This is a genomic window from Ruegeria sp. BE3, assembly GCF_056538865.1.
In genome coordinates, this window is record NZ_JBQFTW010000008.1 from 30,157 (window position 1) to 48,459 (window position 18,303).

20 protein-coding genes are annotated in these 18,303 nt (G+C 56.5%); 9 read left to right on the forward strand and 11 right to left on the reverse strand.

Annotated features, from left to right (window positions below; translation table 11 throughout):
* Positions 1 to 9: 9 nt before the first annotated feature.
* Complete coding sequence (locus tag ACR0AZ_RS16490; RefSeq protein WP_480667897.1) at positions 10 to 1,014, reverse strand: GlxA family transcriptional regulator; 1,005 nt, start codon at positions 1,012 to 1,014, stop codon at positions 10 to 12.
* 140 nt (positions 1,015 to 1,154) lie between these two features.
* On the opposite strand from ACR0AZ_RS16490, the gene ACR0AZ_RS16495 reads away from it, so the two are divergent.
* On the forward strand, positions 1,155 to 1,784 hold the full coding sequence (locus tag ACR0AZ_RS16495) for a helix-turn-helix domain-containing protein (protein ID WP_480473340.1): 630 nt from the start codon (positions 1,155 to 1,157) through the stop codon (positions 1,782 to 1,784).
* Here ACR0AZ_RS16495 and ACR0AZ_RS16500 read toward each other — a convergent pair.
* Genes ACR0AZ_RS16500 through ACR0AZ_RS16520 form a run of 5 tightly spaced genes read right to left on the reverse strand, consistent with a single transcriptional unit; the run spans position 1,762 to position 6,113 of the window.
* Positions 1,762 to 2,259 (reverse strand): GNAT family N-acetyltransferase, encoded by a 498-nt coding sequence (locus tag ACR0AZ_RS16500; RefSeq protein WP_480473121.1) that lies wholly within the window; start codon positions 2,257 to 2,259, stop codon positions 1,762 to 1,764. The genes ACR0AZ_RS16495 and ACR0AZ_RS16500 overlap by 23 nt on opposite strands.
* A gap of 17 nt (positions 2,260 to 2,276) precedes the next feature.
* Positions 2,277 to 3,344: a heme-dependent oxidative N-demethylase family protein gene (locus tag ACR0AZ_RS16505; RefSeq protein WP_353013980.1), complete on the reverse strand. Its 1,068-nt coding sequence runs from the start codon at positions 3,342 to 3,344 to the stop codon at positions 2,277 to 2,279.
* 12 nt (positions 3,345 to 3,356) lie between these two features.
* A complete protein-coding gene (locus ACR0AZ_RS16510) occupies positions 3,357 to 4,319 on the reverse strand; it encodes a PDR/VanB family oxidoreductase (RefSeq protein WP_480667898.1) in 963 nt (320 codons plus the stop codon).
* The gene (locus ACR0AZ_RS16515; RefSeq protein WP_480473117.1) at positions 4,316 to 4,912 is read right to left on the reverse strand and encodes a dimethylamine monooxygenase subunit DmmA family protein; all 597 of its coding nucleotides are present in this window, start codon (positions 4,910 to 4,912) and stop codon (positions 4,316 to 4,318) included. The genes ACR0AZ_RS16510 and ACR0AZ_RS16515 overlap by 4 nt, the downstream gene beginning before the upstream one ends.
* A 55-nt stretch (positions 4,913 to 4,967) precedes the next feature.
* A complete protein-coding gene (locus ACR0AZ_RS16520) occupies positions 4,968 to 6,113 on the reverse strand; it encodes an aminomethyl transferase family protein (protein WP_480473115.1) in 1,146 nt (381 codons plus the stop codon).
* Between the two features lie 341 nt (positions 6,114 to 6,454).
* Between ACR0AZ_RS16520 and ACR0AZ_RS16525 the strand changes: the two genes are divergently transcribed.
* The 7 genes from ACR0AZ_RS16525 (at position 6,455) to ACR0AZ_RS16555 (ending at position 13,350) form a co-directional block, all read left to right on the forward strand.
* Positions 6,455 to 7,828: an ammonium transporter gene (locus ACR0AZ_RS16525; RefSeq protein ID WP_480473113.1), complete on the forward strand. Its 1,374-nt coding sequence runs from the start codon at positions 6,455 to 6,457 to the stop codon at positions 7,826 to 7,828.
* A 12-nt stretch (positions 7,829 to 7,840) separates the two neighbouring features.
* A complete protein-coding gene (locus tag ACR0AZ_RS16530; RefSeq protein ID WP_010437786.1) occupies positions 7,841 to 8,056 on the forward strand; it encodes a hypothetical protein in 216 nt (71 codons plus the stop codon).
* A gap of 146 nt (positions 8,057 to 8,202) precedes the next feature.
* On the forward strand, positions 8,203 to 9,132 hold the full coding sequence (locus ACR0AZ_RS16535) for a class II glutamine amidotransferase (protein ID WP_170694317.1): 930 nt from the start codon (positions 8,203 to 8,205) through the stop codon (positions 9,130 to 9,132).
* 1 nt (position 9,133) lies between these two features.
* Complete coding sequence (locus ACR0AZ_RS16540) at positions 9,134 to 9,817, forward strand: protein GlxC (protein ID WP_480473111.1); 684 nt, start codon at positions 9,134 to 9,136, stop codon at positions 9,815 to 9,817.
* Positions 9,818 to 9,837: 20 nt separating this feature from the next.
* Complete coding sequence (locus tag ACR0AZ_RS16545) at positions 9,838 to 11,166, forward strand: FMN-binding glutamate synthase family protein (protein ID WP_480667942.1); 1,329 nt, start codon at positions 9,838 to 9,840, stop codon at positions 11,164 to 11,166.
* 80 nt (positions 11,167 to 11,246) lie between these two features.
* Complete coding sequence (gene glnT / locus ACR0AZ_RS16550; RefSeq protein WP_480667899.1) at positions 11,247 to 12,575, forward strand: type III glutamate--ammonia ligase; 1,329 nt, start codon at positions 11,247 to 11,249, stop codon at positions 12,573 to 12,575.
* A 64-nt stretch (positions 12,576 to 12,639) separates the two neighbouring features.
* Positions 12,640 to 13,350 carry a type 1 glutamine amidotransferase gene (locus tag ACR0AZ_RS16555; protein ID WP_480667900.1) on the forward strand — a complete coding sequence of 237 codons (711 nt, stop codon included), beginning with the start codon at positions 12,640 to 12,642 and terminating at the stop codon, positions 13,348 to 13,350.
* On the opposite strand, the gene ACR0AZ_RS16560 is transcribed toward ACR0AZ_RS16555, so the two are convergent.
* Positions 13,351 to 13,785, reverse strand: coding sequence for a group II truncated hemoglobin (locus ACR0AZ_RS16560; RefSeq protein WP_480473105.1), 435 nt, complete (start codon positions 13,783 to 13,785; stop codon positions 13,351 to 13,353).
* Positions 13,786 to 13,926: 141 nt separating this feature from the next.
* Between ACR0AZ_RS16560 and ACR0AZ_RS16565 the strand changes: the two genes are divergently transcribed.
* Positions 13,927 to 14,772 carry an EamA family transporter gene (locus ACR0AZ_RS16565; RefSeq protein ID WP_480473103.1) on the forward strand — a complete coding sequence of 282 codons (846 nt, stop codon included), beginning with the start codon at positions 13,927 to 13,929 and terminating at the stop codon, positions 14,770 to 14,772.
* Here ACR0AZ_RS16565 and ACR0AZ_RS16570 read toward each other — a convergent pair.
* The 4 genes from ACR0AZ_RS16570 to ACR0AZ_RS16585 form a co-directional block, all read right to left on the reverse strand.
* Positions 14,735 to 15,235, reverse strand: coding sequence for a hypothetical protein (locus tag ACR0AZ_RS16570; RefSeq protein WP_480473101.1), 501 nt, complete (start codon positions 15,233 to 15,235; stop codon positions 14,735 to 14,737). The two genes, ACR0AZ_RS16565 and ACR0AZ_RS16570, sit on opposite strands and share 38 nt — an antisense overlap.
* Positions 15,232 to 16,122, reverse strand: coding sequence for a bifunctional methylenetetrahydrofolate dehydrogenase/methenyltetrahydrofolate cyclohydrolase FolD (folD, locus tag ACR0AZ_RS16575; protein ID WP_480473099.1), 891 nt, complete (start codon positions 16,120 to 16,122; stop codon positions 15,232 to 15,234). Before folD ends, ACR0AZ_RS16570 begins: the two co-directional genes overlap by 4 nt.
* 50 nt (positions 16,123 to 16,172) lie before the next feature.
* On the reverse strand, positions 16,173 to 16,442 hold the full coding sequence (locus tag ACR0AZ_RS16580) for a chorismate mutase (RefSeq protein ID WP_480667901.1): 270 nt from the start codon (positions 16,440 to 16,442) through the stop codon (positions 16,173 to 16,175).
* Between the two features lie 93 nt (positions 16,443 to 16,535).
* Positions 16,536 to 18,212, reverse strand: a complete 1,677-nt coding sequence (locus ACR0AZ_RS16585) for a formate--tetrahydrofolate ligase (protein WP_480667902.1) — start codon at positions 18,210 to 18,212, stop codon at positions 16,536 to 16,538.
* Between the last annotated feature and the right edge of the window lie 91 nt (positions 18,213 to 18,303).

Here is an 18,303-nt window from a genome sequence, read left to right on the forward strand (position 1 = left end):
GCGTCTCGCTCAGCTTGAAGGCAGCGGTGCGTTGTCTTCGACTCGGAAGCGGTTGATGCGGCGGCGGTCTTCGCTGGGGCTTAGCCCGAAGGCAGATCGGTAATGTGTCACCAATGGTGTGACCGAGCTAAAGCCGATAGCGGCTGCGATGTCGGCAATGGGGTCTTTGGTATAGACAACCATCTGACGTGCCGCTTTCATGCGCATGGCGCGGAAATAGTGGCTGGGGCTTTGACCTGTCGCCTGTTTGAAGGCGCGTTCGATTTGGCGCGGCGTGACACCGGCCTGCTTTGACAGTTCGGCAATCGACAACGGATCGCCAATCCGGCTGGCGTATAGCTCAACGCATTTTGCCACAAGTGGCGGCAGCTTTTCACCTGTGTCGGGCCTGCTGGTGTCTGGAACCTGTTGGCGCACGCCTTCGCCCCGCATCAATGGGTGCTGGAACCAGCAGGCCACCTCATGCGCGACATCACCACCCAGACGATCCTCGATCAGGTGCAGCGCCAGATCGAACGCGGCCGCGGCCCCCGCCGCGGTGTAGCGTGAGTTATCCGTTACAATAACCTCGCGCCGGGCGTCCATGTCCGGAAACTCGGCCTCAAAGGCCGCCTCGTAGCACCAGTGAACCGACACCGGATGACCATTCATGACGCCTGAGCGGACCAGCGGAAACACGCCCGCGCTGATCCCGCCCAGAATGGTTCCGTGACGCGCAAACATGCGTAATGCTCCATCACCCTGAGTCGGGTTCTGAAACTTTGAAGTCGGGCTGCTGAGCAGGAATAGAATATCAATCGACTGGCAGTCGGACAGGTCGCGCTCGGCCTCGAACCGGACATTGGCGCTAGATCTGACTTTGCCCCCGTCTTCTGTCACCAATGACCAGCAAAATGCCTCTTGTCCCGCTATCTCATTTGCCGCTCTCAAAGGTTCAATGACCGAAGTCAAGCAGGCCATCGGAAATCCGTCGAACAACAAGAATCCAATCTCGTTACATTTTTCTACCAGCATGATTATTTTACTATCAGGAAAAATAGGTGCTATGATAGCCCGAATTGGATTGGCTGAAACGGCGCAGCTGCTTGCACCGTTGGTTCGGACAAGTGTAGCAAGACATTGAAGGCGAAACATTGAAAAAACGCGACACAGAAATGGTGGGAAATCTGACTCAGGATCCGCATTCCGTTCGAACGAGTGAACGTGAAAAGGTGCTCGAAGTAGCAATCGGCCGCGAGGTCCGAGCCTTTCGTAAACAGCAAAACATCACCGTCGCTGAACTGGCCCAACTGACAGGATTATCAATTGGCATGTTGTCGAAGATAGAGAACGGCAACACGTCGCCCTCTCTGACGACGCTGCAATTACTCGCCGACGCACTTTCGGTTCCCCTGACCAGCTTCTTCCGCCAGTTCGAGGAACGCCGGGAAGCCGTTCACACAAAAGCGGGCGAGGGTGTAGAGCTTGAGCGCGAAGGAACCCGCGCCAATCATCAATACAATCTTTTGGGTCATATCGGCGCTAACGGGTCCGGTGTGATTGTCGAGCCGTATTTGATCACGCTTACCGCAGAATCCGATGTCTTTCCGACGTTCCAGCACGGTGGGATTGAAACAATTTACATGTTGGAGGGCGAAGTCGATTATCGCCACGGAGATAAGAATTATCCATTGAAGCCCGGCGATACCCTATTCTTTGACGCGGATGCCCCGCATGGACCAGAGAAACTGGTCAGCCTGCCGGCAAGATACATTTCTGTGATTAGCTATCCGCAGACAAATTGACTGGCTTGCGCATCAGGAAATCAGTGGGTTTGTCGTAACCTTCGTGCGTTCCCATACTTACGATCGTGAAACCAAGGCGTGAAAACACGCGATGATTTTCAGTAAGTTCGACACGGGTTTCCAGCTCCAGCTCGGACAATTCAAGGGCCGCGGCCCGACGTACGGCGTGGTCTACCATCACCGAACACTGGCCCTGCCCGCGCATCCGCTCGTGCACCGCCAGTTTTCCCATATACAGCCTGCCAGACTTTGGCATAAGGAACATGCAGCCAGTTAGCGGACGGCCAATAGCCCAAATCTCACCTCCGGCATGACAATGTGCCTGCATACCCTCCACGGTCAGCCGATGAACGGAGGACGGCGGGTCGATCCGGCCATCCATGTATCGGAACGAAGAACGCAGTAAGGCTAATACGTCATACAAAGCTGAGTCGTTGCCGAGTACCTGCCAAATTGTCTTGTCCGGACCAGTCATGACCGCCGCGATACCCGTTACTTTGACAAAGGCGGTTCCGTTTCCAGATCCGGCCATACACCCGGTGAGGTTGGAAGACCGTCGTCAAACTGGCTGAGGTAGTCCAGCATCATTGGACGGTTGTCGATAAACCCTTTGTAGGTGGCCAACTCAACCGGAAGATCGCGGATAACACGATGCAGGCGGCGACCCCATTTCGGTACCGTCATCAGATCCTGAAAACTGCACAGATAACAGCGAATCGGAAATACCAGCGCGTTTGACCGTGGCAACCGGAAGAAGGTCTGTAGCTCAACCCGAAGATGCTGCTTGTGAGCGATGTTCTCAGGCGTCAACGTTGTCTTCTGAATACCCCATTTGTGATAGTTCTCCGGGCTGGTATCCAGCAATGGATTCACCGTCATCGTCCAGTTCAGACGACGCGCCGGAGCCCCTTGCTGAATGTTCAGCAGGAATTTCAGTGCGCGCTTGAAAATTCCCATCTCATGGGCTTTCGGAACTGGCGCATGCCATTCGAAAAAGTTCATGCCGATGTCGAAATCCAGGCTCCAATCGGCTTGGGTCGTTACCATCCCGGCGTCCATCCACAGCATCTCGTCCCGCTGATCCAGCACCGCGAAATCACCCTGTGCCTGACGCGTGATATATTCCATCGGCCCGTACGGCAGCGTGGTTTCATCCATGAAGGTGAAACTGTGATCAATGCCCAGTGGCTTGTTGATCCAACGCCACTGATTGCCGTTGCGGTGCAATTCGAACAGGTCGGGATAATCCTCTGACTTGCTGACCATGATCAGCTCGAGCAGGTCCCAACCCGCCAATGTCATGTGTGGCAGGGACTGACAGCGCAGAGGGTCCTGATCCAGAACGATGGCCCGGTCTTTCATCTCGGATACATAGTGTTCGTCTACATCGAACCGCATTTCATAAACCGAGCCCTCGGGTCCGCCCCGGTGCTGTTCCATGTTGACGGAATACATGTAACTGTCTTCGTGAAACGGGAAAGGAAAGCGTTTGATCGCCCATTCCGAGTTGTGGAACGTATAGTCGTCACGGAAGGACTCGTCGTTGAATTGAATGGTCATGTGGGCCTCCTCTCAGCGGTCCAGCACGAGGGACTTGCCCTCGAAGCGCGATACGCAGGGCATGATCTTCTTGCCTGCGGCTTTTTCTTCGTCAGTCAGCCAATGATCGCGATGAACGAAATTGCCGTCGTGATCCAGCACAACGGTTTCGCATTGGCCACAGGCCCCGCCGCGGCACAGATAGGGTGCATCCACGCCTTCGCGTTCTATGGCTTCCAGCAGGCTTTCGTTCTCACCCACATGAATGACCTTGTCCGATGTCGCCAAGCGCGCTTCGAACGGTTTGCCGGGCTGCGGGGCCAGAAACTCTTCATAATGCACGCAATCCTCGGGCCAGCCTTCGGCGGCAGCAGTTTCGCGCACCCAATCGATCATGCCTTTGGGGCCGCAGACATAGACATGCGTGCCCAAAGGCTGCCCGCTCAGCAGGTTTTTCAGATCGATCTGTTGATTTTGGTCGTCATAGTACAGATGTGTTTCGTTTGGATGCCTGTCTGTCAGTTGATCGGCATAAGATGCCAACGCATTGTTACGGCACGCATAATGCAGTTCCCAATGACCGTGCAGAAGTTCTAGCTGTTTGATCTGCGCCAGAAACGGGGTGATACCGATGCCACCGGCCAGAAACAGGTGCTTGCGGGCCCGCAGATCAAGCGAGAACAGGTTGACCGGATAGCTAATGGTCATTTCATCGCCCAGTTTGACCTGGCGGTGCATGAACAACGAGCCACCCCTGCCCTGATCGTCGCGCCGGACCGAGACGGTATAAGACGACTGATCAAACGGGTCGGACATCAGGGAATACGGGTTAAGCCGCGTGATACCACCGTCCTGCATTTCGACAACCGTATGCGCTCCGCCCGAAAAGGTCGGCAACTGACCACCATCAACGCGTTCGAACCGGAATCGCGTCACCAATTCGTTCAATGGGGTGATTTCGGTCACTTTGACCTGAATTTTCTCGGCACCACTCATTCGTAAATCCCCTTCGGCTCAGGCACATTACCATGGTCCTCGGCATCAACGCGGACACCCTGATAAGCGGCAAGACGGCGGGAATAGTGGTCGCGTACAAACAGATTTAGCCCACAGTGCGCGCAGATAAACGGATCGACCTCGACATCTTCTGTGACGCCTTTGCAATGCACGCATTGCATCCGGCGCGCGACCGAGCCGCGATGTTCGGTCTGAATCGCAGTATGCGGAAGACCGACAGCCATCACCTCGTTCATGGCCTGCCCCATCATGCCCTCGGTACCGGTCAGATAGACCTGCAACCCCATATGCGCGTCCTCCAACACGCGGCGAATACGATGCAGCGCGGCTGCATAAGACGGACCTTCGTAGAATTGTGCAGGGTTCAGCGCCTGCAGCTTTTCCGAATAATCCGCGCCTTTCGGGATGTAGATCAGGTGGGTTTTAGCCATCAGATCAGGTGTCGCTATGTCAAGAACGGCTTCGGCCCCTTCGGCCTCGGCGATCATTAGATGATGTTCACCTGAGCGAACCTCTAGCGTGCCCCAGACCGGGCGGCTTGCGATTGACTTGGGAAATTCGAACTTTGACATTGTGCCCTCAAATAGGAAAAGGGCGCCACGGTGTGTCCGTAGCGCCCCCTGAAACTCAGCCTTTTGCGGTTCTGATCGATTTGTCCTGATCGTAGAACGGCATCTCTTCCGCAGTCGCCGCTATTTCTGTCCCATCGCCGTTGCGCACTGTCAGCTCGGTGCCGGGCGAGGCACAGGCGACCGGCATCCGTGCGATACCCACATTGTGCCCATTGATTTCGGAATACATGCCAAAGGTGACAACACCGACCTTTTCACCGTTTTGCAGCAGGTCAGCACCCTCATCCGCCGGGGTGGTGCCATCCAGTTTAACACCATAGATCTTGAACCGCTCTTTGCCTTGCGAGGAATAGTGGTTCTCAGCGCCGATAAATCCGGTCTTGCCCGGAGAAACTGTGAATTCTAGACCCAGTTCCCACAGGGTATCGCCGCAGGTTTCGTCGTCGAATGGATAGGTTTCCGAGTTGTCCCCGGGATAAAACAGCAGATAGCTTTCGGTGCGCAGCAAATCGAGCGTCGAGAACTGGACCGGAACAATGCCCATGTCCTTACCCTCAGCCAGAATGTTGTCCCACAAGTGCACCGCGTGCTTGGCCTGGCAGAAAATCTCGTACCCACGTTCACCGGTATAACCGGTCCGCGAGATCATCACGGGGCAGCCATAGAGCTTGGTCTGCATGATGCCAAAATAGGCCAGTTCCCGAATTCCCGGAATGTGTTTGGCCAGGAAATCCACTGCCACCGGTCCCTGCAACGACATGTCGTGCAAGTCATCGTCAAAAATGACGGAACAATTCTTACCGGCGGCTACCGATGTCAGCTGTTCCATCCCCGTTCCGGTGCCGTGTACGACAAGCCAGGTGTTCACCGACAGGCGGTAGATGATGCAATCGTCGACAAACTTACCTTCGGAATTCAGGATCGAAGCATAAGTCGACCGGCCCGGCATGATTTTTTCCACATTCCGCGTAGTGACTCGGTCAATGACATAAGCCGCATCTTCGCCGACCACATGAACCTTCTTCAGACCTGACACATCCATCAGCCCTGCCTTGGTGCGGATCGCTTCGTAATCTGCTTTGGCGCGTTCCGGGCTGTGGTCATAGAACCACGCGGTTCCCATACCGTTCCAGTCTTCCAGCTCGCCGCCGATCTCGGCATGGCGCTGCGCAAGGGCGGACGTCCTCCAAAGAATGGCCATTGTTCAGCTCTCCCGTTGATTGCTTTTTGTTGACCATATTGAGGCCGAAGTCGGATCGAAAATCAACACCTCTGTGCAGATTTTTTTCCTGTTGGGAATATTTGCCTGCAATTTTTGCACCCTGGGTAGGGTGCGCGAGTGTTTCATAAGTGATTATTTATCAATGCCATAGCCACTTATTTGGCATTAAGAAACATGCGCGAATTACTGGCCTCAAAGATGTTTGCCCCACATATCTATTGACAGGTCGCGAATGAAATTGTCCCCTGAGTGCACAATTATTCCCAGCAGGAAATTCTTCGCAGAAAGACCTCCTGCTGCAACAACAGGGAGACTACGAAGTGGATGGTAATCTAAATGCACTCACGACGGTCTTTACCGAGTTCTACTACTGGGTAACGGTCGTTTTCATGTTCCTCATCCATGTGGGCTTTTGCATGTACGAGGTCGGCGCCAGCCGGGCTCGTAACCATATGCACACATTGATGAAAAACATCATGATCATCCCACTGGTGACGGTCACGTTCTTCTTCTTTGGATGGTGGATTTACTGGGCCTTTCCAAACTTTCCGTTCTGGGGTGGTTTGGATACCGAAGCGGGCGCTGCAAATCTGCCATGGGCCGACACCATGGCGACCAATCTGGGTGACAGAATCACCGGCGTCTTCTGGGCGGCATTCCTGCTGTTCTCGTGGACGGCAGCCTCGATTGTATCTGGCTCTGTGATCGAGCGGATTAGATCTTCGGCCTTGTGGGTCCATGCCGTGATGATTGGTTCAGTCTGGTGGATCATCGACGCTGCGTGGGGTTGGCACTACGGCGGTTGGATGGTGCGCGTTCTTGGGTACCACGATGCTTATGCTTCCGGGGTTATTCATGCTATCGCAGGTGGTTACGCATTAGGGGTGATCATGGTTCTGGGTCCCCGCCTAGGCAAATTTGCCAAAGACGGTACGCCGCGGGACATTCCGCCGCATAACCCATGGCTGCTGACCATCGGGATATTCCTGATCTACACTGGTTTCTGGGGCTTCTATGCCGCATGCAATGTTCCGGCGATATCTCCGGAGGCAATCGACGGTCAGATAACGGGTGTTACGTGGACCGCGACCAACATCTATCTGGCGCCGACCACGCTGTCCGCGATTACCTTCAACTTCCTGATGTCTCTGTCTGGCGGGTTGATGGCAGCGTATGTTGTTTCCAAAGGTGACGCGTTTTGGACGTTCTCGGGCGGACTGGCCGGTATTATCACTGCATCTGCGGGTAACGATCTTTATCACCCGGTGCAGGCAATGATCATCGCCGCGATCGGTGTCGTGATCGTGTACAAGTTGCACTATTGGGTCGAGCGTCGGTTCAAGCTGGATGATGCCGTTGGTGCCGTTGCCGTGCATGGTTATGCAGGATTCGTTGGCCTGGTGATTTCTGGCTTTGTCCTGTGGGGCGTGCCTTCTTCGCCATATGAAGGTTACGCGACGATTAACCCGGTCGGTCAGATCACAGGTGCTGTCATCATGTTCTTTGTTCTTGGCTTCTTGCCAGGTTGGATTCTTGCAAAAATCCAGTCGGCCGCAGGTGTGCTTCGAATTCCGGAAGAAGTCGAACTTCAGGGCCTCGATTACGCTGAACACCATGCCTATGAAGACGCCAAAGCCGCGATCATTGCAGCCGACAAAGAAGAATTGGCTGCCCGTGGCGTAGCCGCTGAGTAAGGGAGAAAAAGAATGTCTACTAATGGATATACAAGCTGGGCTGTTGATCTGGCCGAAGTCGGACCGATCTATCCCTTCCAAGGTTACGAAGTCCTTATGGTCATCGTGGGCGTCGTATTCTGGATCGGCTGGCATCGCATCCAATTTGTCCGAGAAGGTGAACACCTCGAGAAGGCCCGCCACACTGGCGACGAAGAAAAAGTGAAAGCACAGCTGGAACGATACTGATCCGGCTTTGAAAGCTGGCAATGGGCATAAATCTAATTTCTTGTCCATTGCCTCTCAGGAAAATTTATTTCCTGTGATTATTGATGTCCGTTTGAATTGTTGGTACCGTAGAATCATAGCGAAACACACAAGGAGATCTGCCAGCCATGTGCGGAATTGTTGGATTATTCCTCAAAGACCAGTCTCTTGCGCCCCAACTGGGCAATATGCTGACAGACATGCTGATCACGATGACGGATCGCGGCCCCGACAGCGCGGGTATAGCGATTTATGGCGAGGAATCAGGTGGTAAGACCAAGGTGACACTGCAGTCGCCCAATCCCAAGGACGACTTTGCCGGTCTAGCCGAAGAGCTGGGGCAGCACTTGGGCGTGGTGGTAAGCCAGACTGATAATGACACGCACACTGTGCTGGACGTTCCGGCCGGGCAGTTTGAAGCGGCACGGGTCGCGTTGGCAGAAATCCGGCCTTCAGTCCGGATCATGAGCCGGGGTGAGATGCTGGAGATCTACAAGGAAGTAGGCCTCCCCAAAGACGTGGCCGCGCGCTTTGACATCAGCAGTATGAGCGGCACACATGGCATTGGCCACACTCGCATGGCTACAGAGTCTGCCGTGACGACGATGGGCGCGCACCCGTTCAACACTGGGCCAGATCAGTGTCTGGTTCATAACGGCTCGCTGTCGAACCACAATTCATTGCGCCGCAAACTGCGCCGTGAAGGTGTAGTGATCCAAACTGAGAATGATACCGAGGTTGGAGCCGCCTATCTGACCTGGAAGATGATGAACGGGGCCACCTTGGGTGAGGCGCTGGAAAGCAGCCTTGAGGATCTGGATGGCTTCTTCACCTTTGTCGTCGGCACCAAGGATGGGTTCGGCGTGGTCCGCGATCCGATCGCCTGTAAGCCTGCGGTGATGGCCGAAACCGATCAATACGTGGCCTTTGGCAGCGAATACCGGGCGCTGGTGAACCTGCCGGGTATCGAAGAGGCCCGCGTCTGGGAGCCGGAGCCAGCGACGGTTTACTTCTGGTCCCACAATGACAGCCCCTCGACCAACGAAAAGGCCGCATAACATGCAAACTTATGATCTTGAAGCAGACGGCCTTCGTCGGTTGAACGCCACCTTGCAGTCGCAATCCACCGAGACCAACCAGACCCATTGGGAAGTCGTGAACCCCAAAGGCAGCCACGCGATTGCCGTCGGGCTGGATGCGCCTATCGAAGTGACGGTCAAGGGCTCAACTGGTTATTACTGCGCGGGAATGAACCAACAGGCGACGGTCAAGGTCGAAGGCTCGGTCGGGCCCGGCGTAGCCGAGAATATGATGTCCGGTCAGGTCGTTGTCGAAGGCGACGCCAGCCAATATGCTGGCGCCACCGGCCATGGCGGTTTGCTGGTCATCAAGGGCAATGCCAGCTCGCGTTGCGGCATCTCGATGAAAGGCATCGACATCGTGGTGCATGGTAATATCGGTCATATGTCGGCCTTCATGGCGCAGGCCGGTAATCTTGTGGTCTGCGGTGATGCGGGTGATGCGCTAGGAGACTCGCTTTATGAGGCGCAGCTGTTCGTGCGCGGCTCGGTCAAGAGCCTGGGCGCCGATTGCATCGAGAAAGAGATGCGCCCCGAGCATCTGGATATCCTGAAGGACCTGCTGGACCGCGCGGGCGCGAATGCCAGCCCCGAAGAATTCAAACGCTACGGTTCCGCCCGTCAGCTTTATAACTTCGACGTCGACAACGCCGCTGCTTACTGAGGAACAAGGGTATGAAAGACATGGACGATCAGATCCCCCGCACCCTGCCGATTCAGTCGGCGACATTCACCAATCCGATCAATGCGGAAATCCGCCGCGCTGCGGCCACCGGTATTTATGATATCCGCGGTGGCGGCGCCAAACGCAAGGTACCGCATTTCGACGATCTGTTGTTTCTGGGCGCCAGCATCAGTCGCTATCCGCTCGAAGGTTACCGCGAGCGCTGCGACACCTCGGTAACGTTGGGCACGCGCTTTGCAAAAAAGCCGATTGAACTGGACATTCCGATCACCATTGCGGGTATGAGCTTTGGCGCCCTGTCCGGCCCTGCGAAAGAGGCCCTTGGCCGCGGCGCATCAGCGGCGGGCACGTCGACCACTACCGGCGACGGCGGCATGACGCCCGAGGAACGCGGCCATTCCAGCAAATTGGTCTATCAGTATCTGCCCTCGCGCTATGGGATGAATCCCGATGATCTGCGCAAGGCCGACGCGATTGAGGTCGTTGTTGGTCAGGGCGCAAAACCCGGCGGTGGTGGCATGTTGCTGGGTCAAAAGATCAGCGACCGTGTCGCGGAAATGCGAACCCTACCCAAAGGCATCGACCAGCGCTCGGCCTGTCGCCATCCCGACTGGACCGGCCCGGATGATCTGGAAATCAAGATCCTCGAACTGCGCGAGATTACCGGCTGGCAGGTGCCCATCTATGTAAAGGTTGGCGCGACCCGCCCCTATTATGATACGGCACTGGCGGTAAAGGCTGGTGCCGATGTGGTGGTGATGGACGGTATGCAAGGCGGCACTGCCGCGACGCAGGACGTGTTCATCGAGCATGTAGGTTTGCCGACGCTGTCCTGCATTCGCCCTGCCGTGCAGGCGCTGCAGGATCTGGGCGTGCATCGCGAGGTGCAACTGGTGATCTCGGGCGGCATTCGCACTGGGGCCGATGTGGCAAAGGCAATGGCCCTTGGCGCCGACGCAGTGGCCATTGGCACCGCCGCACTGGTGGCGCTTGGTGACAATGACCCGAAATGGGAGTCCGAGTACCAAAAGCTGGGCACCACCACAGGGGCTTATGACGACTGGCACGAAGGCCAGGACCCCGCGGGTATTACCACGCAGGATCCCGATCTGGCCGCCCGTCTGAACCCAATCGAGGCCGGACGCCGTCTGCGCAACTATCTCAAGGTAATGACGCTTGAGGCGCAGACCATCGCTCGGGCCTGTGGTCATAATCACCTCCACAACCTTGAACCCGAGGATTTGTGTGCCCTGACGATGGAGGCCGCCGCAATGGCGCGTGTCCCATTGGCCGGGACAAGTTGGTACCCGGGCAAGGAAGGGTTCTGAACTGATGCTGCGCGGCTCCTTAACGGGGGCCGCGCTTTTGCTTTGGAAATCGAAAATTCAACAGGGAAAGGAAAGCCATCGTGACGACAGATCTCGCAGCTTTCGCAAAAGAAAAAGACGTCAAGTATTTCATGATCTCGTTCACTGACCTGTTCGGTGGGCAGCGGGCCAAGCTGGTACCCGCGCAGGCGATTGCCGAGATGCAGGAAGATGGCGCAGGTTTTGCCGGGTTTGCCACTTGGCTGGATATGACCCCAGCACATCCTGACATGCTGGCGGTCCCGGACCCGTCATCGGTGATCCAGCTGCCATGGAAGCCCGAGGTCGCCTGGGTTGCAGGTAACTGCGTGATGGAAGGCAAGGATGTCGCCCAGGCCCCGCGCAATGTACTGCGCCGCCTGATCGGCGAGGCCGCCGAGATGGGAATGCATGTCAAAACCGGCATTGAGGCTGAATTCTTCCTGCTGACCCCAGATGGCGAGCAGATCAGCGACCCGTTCGATACCGCCGAAAAGCCCTGCTATGACCAGCAGGCGGTGATGCGCCGCTATGATGTGGTGCGTGAGATCTGCGACTATATGCTGGAACTGGGCTGGGGGCCCTATCAGAACGACCACGAAGATGCCAATGGCCAGTTTGAGATGAACTGGGAGTTTGACGACGTTTTGAAAACCGCCGACAAACACTCGTTCTTCAAATTCATGACCAAGTCGGTGGCCGAAAAGCATGGGCTGCGGGCAACGTTCATGCCCAAGCCTGTCGAAGGGCTGACCGGTAATGGCTGCCATGCTCATATCTCGGTCTGGGATGCACCCGGAGCGGACGCCAAAACCAACGTCTTCGCCGGCGAAGGCGACGGTCCGACCGGCGAGGTGGGACTTGGCGAACAGGGCAAGTATTTCCTGGGCGGGATCATGAAACATGCCAGTGCGCTGGCAGCGATCACCAACCCGACGGTGAACAGCTACAAACGCATCAACGCACCGCGTACCATGTCGGGCGCGACCTGGGCCCCCAATACCGTGACATGGACCGGCAACAACCGCACCCACATGGTCCGGGTGCCCGGTCCGGGCCGGTTTGAGCTGCGCCTGGCCGACGGAGCCACCAACCCCTATCTGCTGCAGGCAGTTATCATCGCCGCGGGTCTGTCCGGCATCCGCTCCAAAGCCGATCCGGGACGTCGCTGGGACATTGACATGTATGCCGAAGGCCACACCGTGACCGACGCCCCCAAACTACCGCTGAACATGCTCGACGGGTTGCGCGAATACGACAATGATACCGAGTTGAAAGCCATGATGGGTCAGGAATTCTCAAGCGCGTTTCTGAAGATGAAGCATCAGGAGTGGAACTCGTTCGTCAGCCATTTCTCACGCTGGGAAAAGGACCACACGCTCGATATCTAAGAAACTTCGGGGCTGCAGACCACTGCCGCCCCGATACAGACGCTCGGATGGAGGCCCGTGCCTAATGAATGTCCTGATTTTCCAGCATTCGTGGGGCGAAAACCCCGGAGCGTTTCTAGAGCACATTTCATCATGCGGTGATACGGCCAAAGTCGTGCATCTGTATGATGGCCAACCAATCCCGCAACTCGACGATTTTGATTTGCTTCTGGTTCTGGGCGGCCCGATGGACGTCTGGGAAACCGAGGCGCACCCGTGGCTCGTGCCCGAAAAACAAGCGATCAGGACCTGGATTCAAGACCTCAAGCGACCGTACTTTGGGATATGTCTAGGCCACCAACTTCTGGTTGATGCGTTAGGAGGGAAATGTGTACCTATGCAGAAGCCTGAGATCGGTGTGCTTTTTATTAATTTGACTGACAACACGCGCAGTGATCCGCTGTTCGAGCCCCTGCCCGATCAATTCCGGGTGCTACAATGGCATGGGGTTGAGGCCATTGACCTACCGCCCAACTCATCGGTTCTGGCGCAATCTGATGCTTGCGCAGTACAGGCTTTGCGGGTCTCAGATAGCGCCTGGGGCGTGCAGTTTCACCCCGAACTTGTTCAGGGCACGATCCAATCGTGGATGACCGATCCGGCAAATCATCAATGCGCTGTGAATTGGCTTGGGTCCGCAGACGCGGTGCAGACGATGATCTCTGATAGCGACAATATTGCTGCGGAACAATTCAAGATCACATCCAGCCTCTATGACAGATTGCGACAGATCTGATCAGCCACGAACCTCAAGGTTCTTTCCGCTGTCGGCTTCGACTCTCCAGTCTGGGACATCGTTGACCAGCATCAACGCGGCACGGCGCAGAGTTTTGCGCATTTTGTCCACCACCGGACCGTCCATTCCGCAATCCGCCAACGCGGCGTCAAACGTATCCAGCCAAAGCTCGGCATCGGCCTCGCGTATCGGCACATGCGCATGAATTTCACGCAGGTCCATATGACCAAATCGCTCACGATAATAGGCCCGACCGCCCAGGAACCCGCTCAGAAATTCAAACTGTGCCTGTCTCGTATGAGACAACCCGTGTCCGCGAAAATGCAACCTGTGCAATGAATGTACGGCCGGATCGGTCTCCATGCGGTCGTAGAACCGTTCGACCAGAGCCCGAAGTCGATCTTCACCGCCGATTTGATCCAATGCAGATGACATACGTCTCTTTCCCGAGTTGTAGCCGTCAATAAATATTGCATAACAGGAAAATAAGTTTATCACCAGTGACATGTTGGCGCGGTTGATATCGCAAGATGGGCACGTAATGTGTGGGCATGACCAGATACATGAGGCGACCGGATGAGCGCCCTTGTACTGGGTCTGCTGGCCGCATTATGTTGGGGCTTTCACGATCTTGCCGTGCGATATGTCAGCCAGTCCGTGAGCGTCATCGCCGCGTTGATGGCCGTGCTGGTTGCCGGGGCTGTGCTTCAGTTCGGACTTGTGGCGATCTGGTCCGGGTTTGCCCCCATGCCCGTCGAGGCAGTGTCCTATGCAGTTGCGTCGGGCGGCTTTTACCTGCTGGCTGGCCTCAGCATGTATGCTGCGTTTCAGCGCGGGCCTGTACGTCTGGTCGCCCCGCTTGTCGCCAGCTATCCCGTTTTGTCAGTCACCCTTGCAATATGGCGCGGTTCCGAAGTCAGCATATGGCATTGGCTGGCAATCATCGCCATTGGTGTCGGCGTGTCCATTGTCTCAGCACGATCCAAGGGTGACGGAGCAGAATATCCTGCAGCCAGGCCGACAATTGCCTTTTCAATTCTTGCTGCAATTGGGTTTGCTGCGACATTCGCTTTGGGACAATATGCAGCCGAACTTGGTAATGAGTTCACCGTTTCGCTGATTGGACGCTTGACCGCCATCCCGGTCCTGGCCGCAATTGCCCTTGCATCCCGCAAGTCGCTTTGGCCGGGCACGCGGGCCCTTCCCCTGTTGTGCCTGATGGGCACGCTCGACGCGGTGGCGCTTTTGTGCGTCGTATCTGCCGGGGGGTTGCCCAATGCCCAATATGCATCCGTCGCGGCCTCGATCTTCGGGTTATTGACGGTTGTCCTGGCCTGGGCGATCCTGAGAGAGAAAATGTCAATCTCTCAATGGCTTGGTTGCCTCATAGCTTTTTTCGGAATTGGCTATCTTGCGATTTGAGCATCCGCTTGCCCATTGCAATACCATGAGCCTGATGGGCCACAATCGCGCTGTATAACACGCAATCAACTTCGCCCGGGCGAACTGGTCCGGGATGATGCCATGCGCCAGGTCGACTGAGATCTTTGTGTCCCTGCAATTCACTTCGCAGGTTGAGAATATCAATATGTGTAGGCGCGTCAGGCAGCAACAAGACAGCATATACATCCACCGCCGCGTTCAATTGCTTGACCTGAGTTCGGCACTTATCCTGCGACATATCCTTGCCCCAGAATTGCTGATCCAACGCCATGCCAGTTTGTGCCGCGCGGGCTACCAACGCGCGGACGCGCGCAGCATTCGACGCCGAATGACCAATGGACACGATCACCATGCGCGCGGCACGGCCCGCATTATACCAATATTGGTGCGCGCTGGCGCAGGCAGACATTCTGCCGGTTGAAGCGCCAGCAGCGAGGCTCACGCTGTTAGGCCTTCAAATTCTGGGAGTTTGTTAGCGCGACAGCATGCAGTGAGTGTGTTCGCGAGGAGGCAGGCGATCGTCATCGGACCCACGCCGCCCGGAACCGGGGTGATCGCGCCCGCGCGTTCGTCGGCGCTGGCATAATCGACATCGCCGACCAGCTTGTTCTTGCCGTCGCGCTCAATGCGGTTGATGCCGACATCAATCACGGTCGCACCTTCCTTGATCCAGTCGCCCGGCACCATCTCGGGCCGTCCGACAGCCGCCACGACGATATCGGCACGGCGAACCACATCCGGCAGGTCCTTGGTGCGGCTATGCGCGATGGTCACAGTGCAGCTGTCACCCAGCAGCAGCTGCGCCATCGGTTTGCCCACGATGTTCGAACGACCAATGACAACCGCATCCATGCCCGACAGCGAGCCGTGGTAGTCGCGCAGCATCATCAGACAGCCCAGAGGAGTACAGGGGACCATCGACTTCTGGCCAGTGCCCAGCAAGCCCACGTTCGAGATGTGGAACCCATCGACATCCTTGGCCGGGTCGATCGAGTTGATCACCAGATCCTCGTTCAGATGCTTCGGCAGCGGCAGCTGTACAAGAATGCCGTGTACGGCAGGGTCATTATTCAGCTTATCGATCAGCGCCAGCAGATCCTCTTCGGAAGTGTCTGCATCCAGCTTGTGCTCGTACGAGTTCATGCCGACCTCAACGGTCATCTTGCCCTTGGAACGGACATAGACCTGACTGGCCGGGTCTTCGCCCACCAGAACCACTGCGAGTCCCGGCGTGATCCCGTTTTCTTCTTTCAGCTTAGCCACCTGATCGGCCACCTGCGCGCGCACTTTGGCGGCAAAGGCCTTTCCGTCGATAACCTGCGCTACCATCCTTTGATCCCTTCTTTCAAAACGGATCGGGCACTATCGCGCCCGGTCATTCAGTCTGAGCCAAGCACACGCTCTTCCCGTGCAATCGACCAGTCAATCAAAATACGCCACAGCTGTTCGGCCAAATCCGGGTCCATTCCCGCCCCATCCGAAGCCGCGCGCACCTTTCGCACCACCTCTTCGACCCGCTCGGGGATACGGGCGGGCAGACCCGCGTTCGGCTTCAGTTCAGATGCGCGATCGATGTAACCTGCGCGCGTCACCAGCATCTCGATCAGTTGGCGGTCCAACTGGTCTATCTGAGCCCGCAACTCCTGCATCGAATTGCAGTCTTTTGGAGGTGCCAGAGTGGGTATCGTGGTCTCCTCATGGCCCGGGAATTCCCCGGACCACGAGATGTCTTATTTGGGGGCTTAGAACAAGCCCTCGATCTCACCTGCGTCGTTAATGCAGATGGTTTCGGCTGCAGGTTTGCGCGGCAGTCCGGGCATGGTCATGATCTCACCGCAGACAACCACGATGAAACCGGCACCGGCGCTCAGGCGGACCTCACGCACCGGAACCGAGTGACCGGTGGGTGCGCCGCGCAGAGTCGGGTCGGTTGAAAACGAGTACTGCGTTTTCGCCATGCAGACCGGCAGGTTGCCATAGCCTGCTTCTTCCCATTCCCGCAGCTGGTTGCGGATCTTGTTGTCGGCCAGAACCTCATCCGCGCGGTAGATACGCTTGGCGATGGTTTCGATCTTCGCGAACAGCGGCATTTCGTCGGGGTAGATCGGCGAGAAGTTCGCGGCACCATTTTCGACGATTTCGACAACTTTTTCGGCCAGAGGCGCAGAGCCATCCGAGCCCAGCTCCCAGTGACGCGACAGGATCGCTTCTACGCCATGCTCGCCACAGTAGTCCTTGACCGCCTGAACTTCGTCATCGGTATCGGTGACGAAGTGGTTGATCGCAACGACAACCGGAACACCGAAGGATTTGACGTTCTCGATGTGGCGACCCAGGTTCGCACAGCCCGATTTGACCGCATCAACATTCTCAGCGCCCAGATCAGCCTTGGCCACGCCGCCATTCATTTTCATCGCACGCACAGTGGCAACCAGAACAACAGCCGATGGAGCGATGCCTGCCTTGCGGCACTTGATGTTCATGAACTTCTCAGCACCGAGATCAGCACCAAAGCCAGCTTCGGTCACGACATAGTCGGCCACTTTCAGCGCGGTCTTGGTCGCGATGACCGAGTTACAGCCATGCGCGATATTCGCAAACGGGCCGCCGTGGACAAAGGCCGGGTTGTTTTCCAGCGTCTGAACCAGGTTCGGCTGCATCGCGTCCTTCAGCAGCACGGTCATCGCGCCTTCGGCCTTGATGTCGCGGCAGTAAACCGGGGTCTTGTCGCGTCGGTAAGCAACGATGATGTCGCCCAGACGCTTTTCCAGATCTTTCAAGTCGTTTGCCAAGCAGAGGATTGCCATGACTTCGGACGCCACAGTGATGTCAAAACCTGCCTCACGCGGGAAGCCGTTAGATACACCACCCAAGCTGGCAGTGATTTGACGTAGAGCGCGGTCATTCATGTCGACCACGCGGCGCCATGCAACGCGGCGGGTGTCGATTTCCTGCTCGTTGCCCCAGTAGATGTGGTTGTCGATCATCGCCGATAGCAGCGAGTGGGCCGAGGTGATAGCGTGGAAGTCACCTGTGAAGTGCAGGTTCATTTCCTCCATCGGAACAACCTGCGCGTAACCGCCACCTGCAGCGCCGCCCTTCATGCCGAAGTTCGGGCCAAGCGAAGCTTCGCGGATACAGATCATCGCGTTCTTGCCGATGCGGTTCAGGCCGTCGCCCAGACCCACGGTGGTGGTGGTTTTACCTTCACCCGCAGGGGTCGGGTTGATCGCGGTAACCAGGATCAGCTTGCCGTCTTCGCGGCCCTGGACCGAGTTGATGAAGTCCTGGCTGACCTTTGCCTTGTCATGGCCGTAAGGCAGCAGATCATCGCTGGAGATACCCAGCTTCGCGCCGATTTCCTGAATCGGTTTTTTGTTCGCCTCGCGGGCAATCTCAATGTCGGATTTGTAGCTCATTGGGCTTTGGACTCCCTGCAAAAGTAGGCCGAACGAATTCAGACCCGTCCGCATATGCGACCCGGGGCGGAATCAGATACTTTCATTACGG

What these genes read in the sequence shown, in the direction of transcription:
- ACR0AZ_RS16555 (WP_480667900.1), top strand. Translation starts at nt 12,640, where the DNA reads ATGAATGTCCTGATTTTCCAGCATTCGTGGGGCGAAAACCCCGGAGCG.
- ACR0AZ_RS16560 (WP_480473105.1), bottom strand. Translation starts at nt 13,785, where the DNA reads ATGTCATCTGCATTGGATCAAATCGGCGGTGAAGATCGACTTCGGGCT.
- ACR0AZ_RS16540 (WP_480473111.1), top strand. Translation starts at nt 9,134, where the DNA reads ATGCAAACTTATGATCTTGAAGCAGACGGCCTTCGTCGGTTGAACGCC.
- ACR0AZ_RS16520 (WP_480473115.1), bottom strand. Translation starts at nt 6,113, where the DNA reads ATGGCCATTCTTTGGAGGACGTCCGCCCTTGCGCAGCGCCATGCCGAG.
- ACR0AZ_RS16490 (WP_480667897.1), bottom strand. Translation starts at nt 1,014, where the DNA reads ATGCTGGTAGAAAAATGTAACGAGATTGGATTCTTGTTGTTCGACGGA.
- ACR0AZ_RS16505 (WP_353013980.1), bottom strand. Translation starts at nt 3,344, where the DNA reads ATGACCATTCAATTCAACGACGAGTCCTTCCGTGACGACTATACGTTC.
- ACR0AZ_RS16580 (WP_480667901.1), bottom strand. Translation starts at nt 16,442, where the DNA reads ATGCAGGAGTTGCGGGCTCAGATAGACCAGTTGGACCGCCAACTGATC.
- ACR0AZ_RS16530 (WP_010437786.1), top strand. Translation starts at nt 7,841, where the DNA reads ATGTCTACTAATGGATATACAAGCTGGGCTGTTGATCTGGCCGAAGTC.
- ACR0AZ_RS16495 (WP_480473340.1), top strand. Translation starts at nt 1,155, where the DNA reads ATGGTGGGAAATCTGACTCAGGATCCGCATTCCGTTCGAACGAGTGAA.
- ACR0AZ_RS16500 (WP_480473121.1), bottom strand. Translation starts at nt 2,259, where the DNA reads ATGACTGGTCCGGACAAGACAATTTGGCAGGTACTCGGCAACGACTCA.
- ACR0AZ_RS16515 (WP_480473117.1), bottom strand. Translation starts at nt 4,912, where the DNA reads ATGTCAAAGTTCGAATTTCCCAAGTCAATCGCAAGCCGCCCGGTCTGG.
- ACR0AZ_RS16535 (WP_170694317.1), top strand. Translation starts at nt 8,203, where the DNA reads ATGTGCGGAATTGTTGGATTATTCCTCAAAGACCAGTCTCTTGCGCCC.
- ACR0AZ_RS16565 (WP_480473103.1), top strand. Translation starts at nt 13,927, where the DNA reads ATGAGCGCCCTTGTACTGGGTCTGCTGGCCGCATTATGTTGGGGCTTT.
- folD (WP_480473099.1), bottom strand. Translation starts at nt 16,122, where the DNA reads ATGGTAGCGCAGGTTATCGACGGAAAGGCCTTTGCCGCCAAAGTGCGC.
- ACR0AZ_RS16510 (WP_480667898.1), bottom strand. Translation starts at nt 4,319, where the DNA reads ATGAGTGGTGCCGAGAAAATTCAGGTCAAAGTGACCGAAATCACCCCA.
- ACR0AZ_RS16585 (WP_480667902.1), bottom strand. Translation starts at nt 18,212, where the DNA reads ATGAGCTACAAATCCGACATTGAGATTGCCCGCGAGGCGAACAAAAAA.
- ACR0AZ_RS16545 (WP_480667942.1), top strand. Translation starts at nt 9,838, where the DNA reads ATGGACGATCAGATCCCCCGCACCCTGCCGATTCAGTCGGCGACATTC.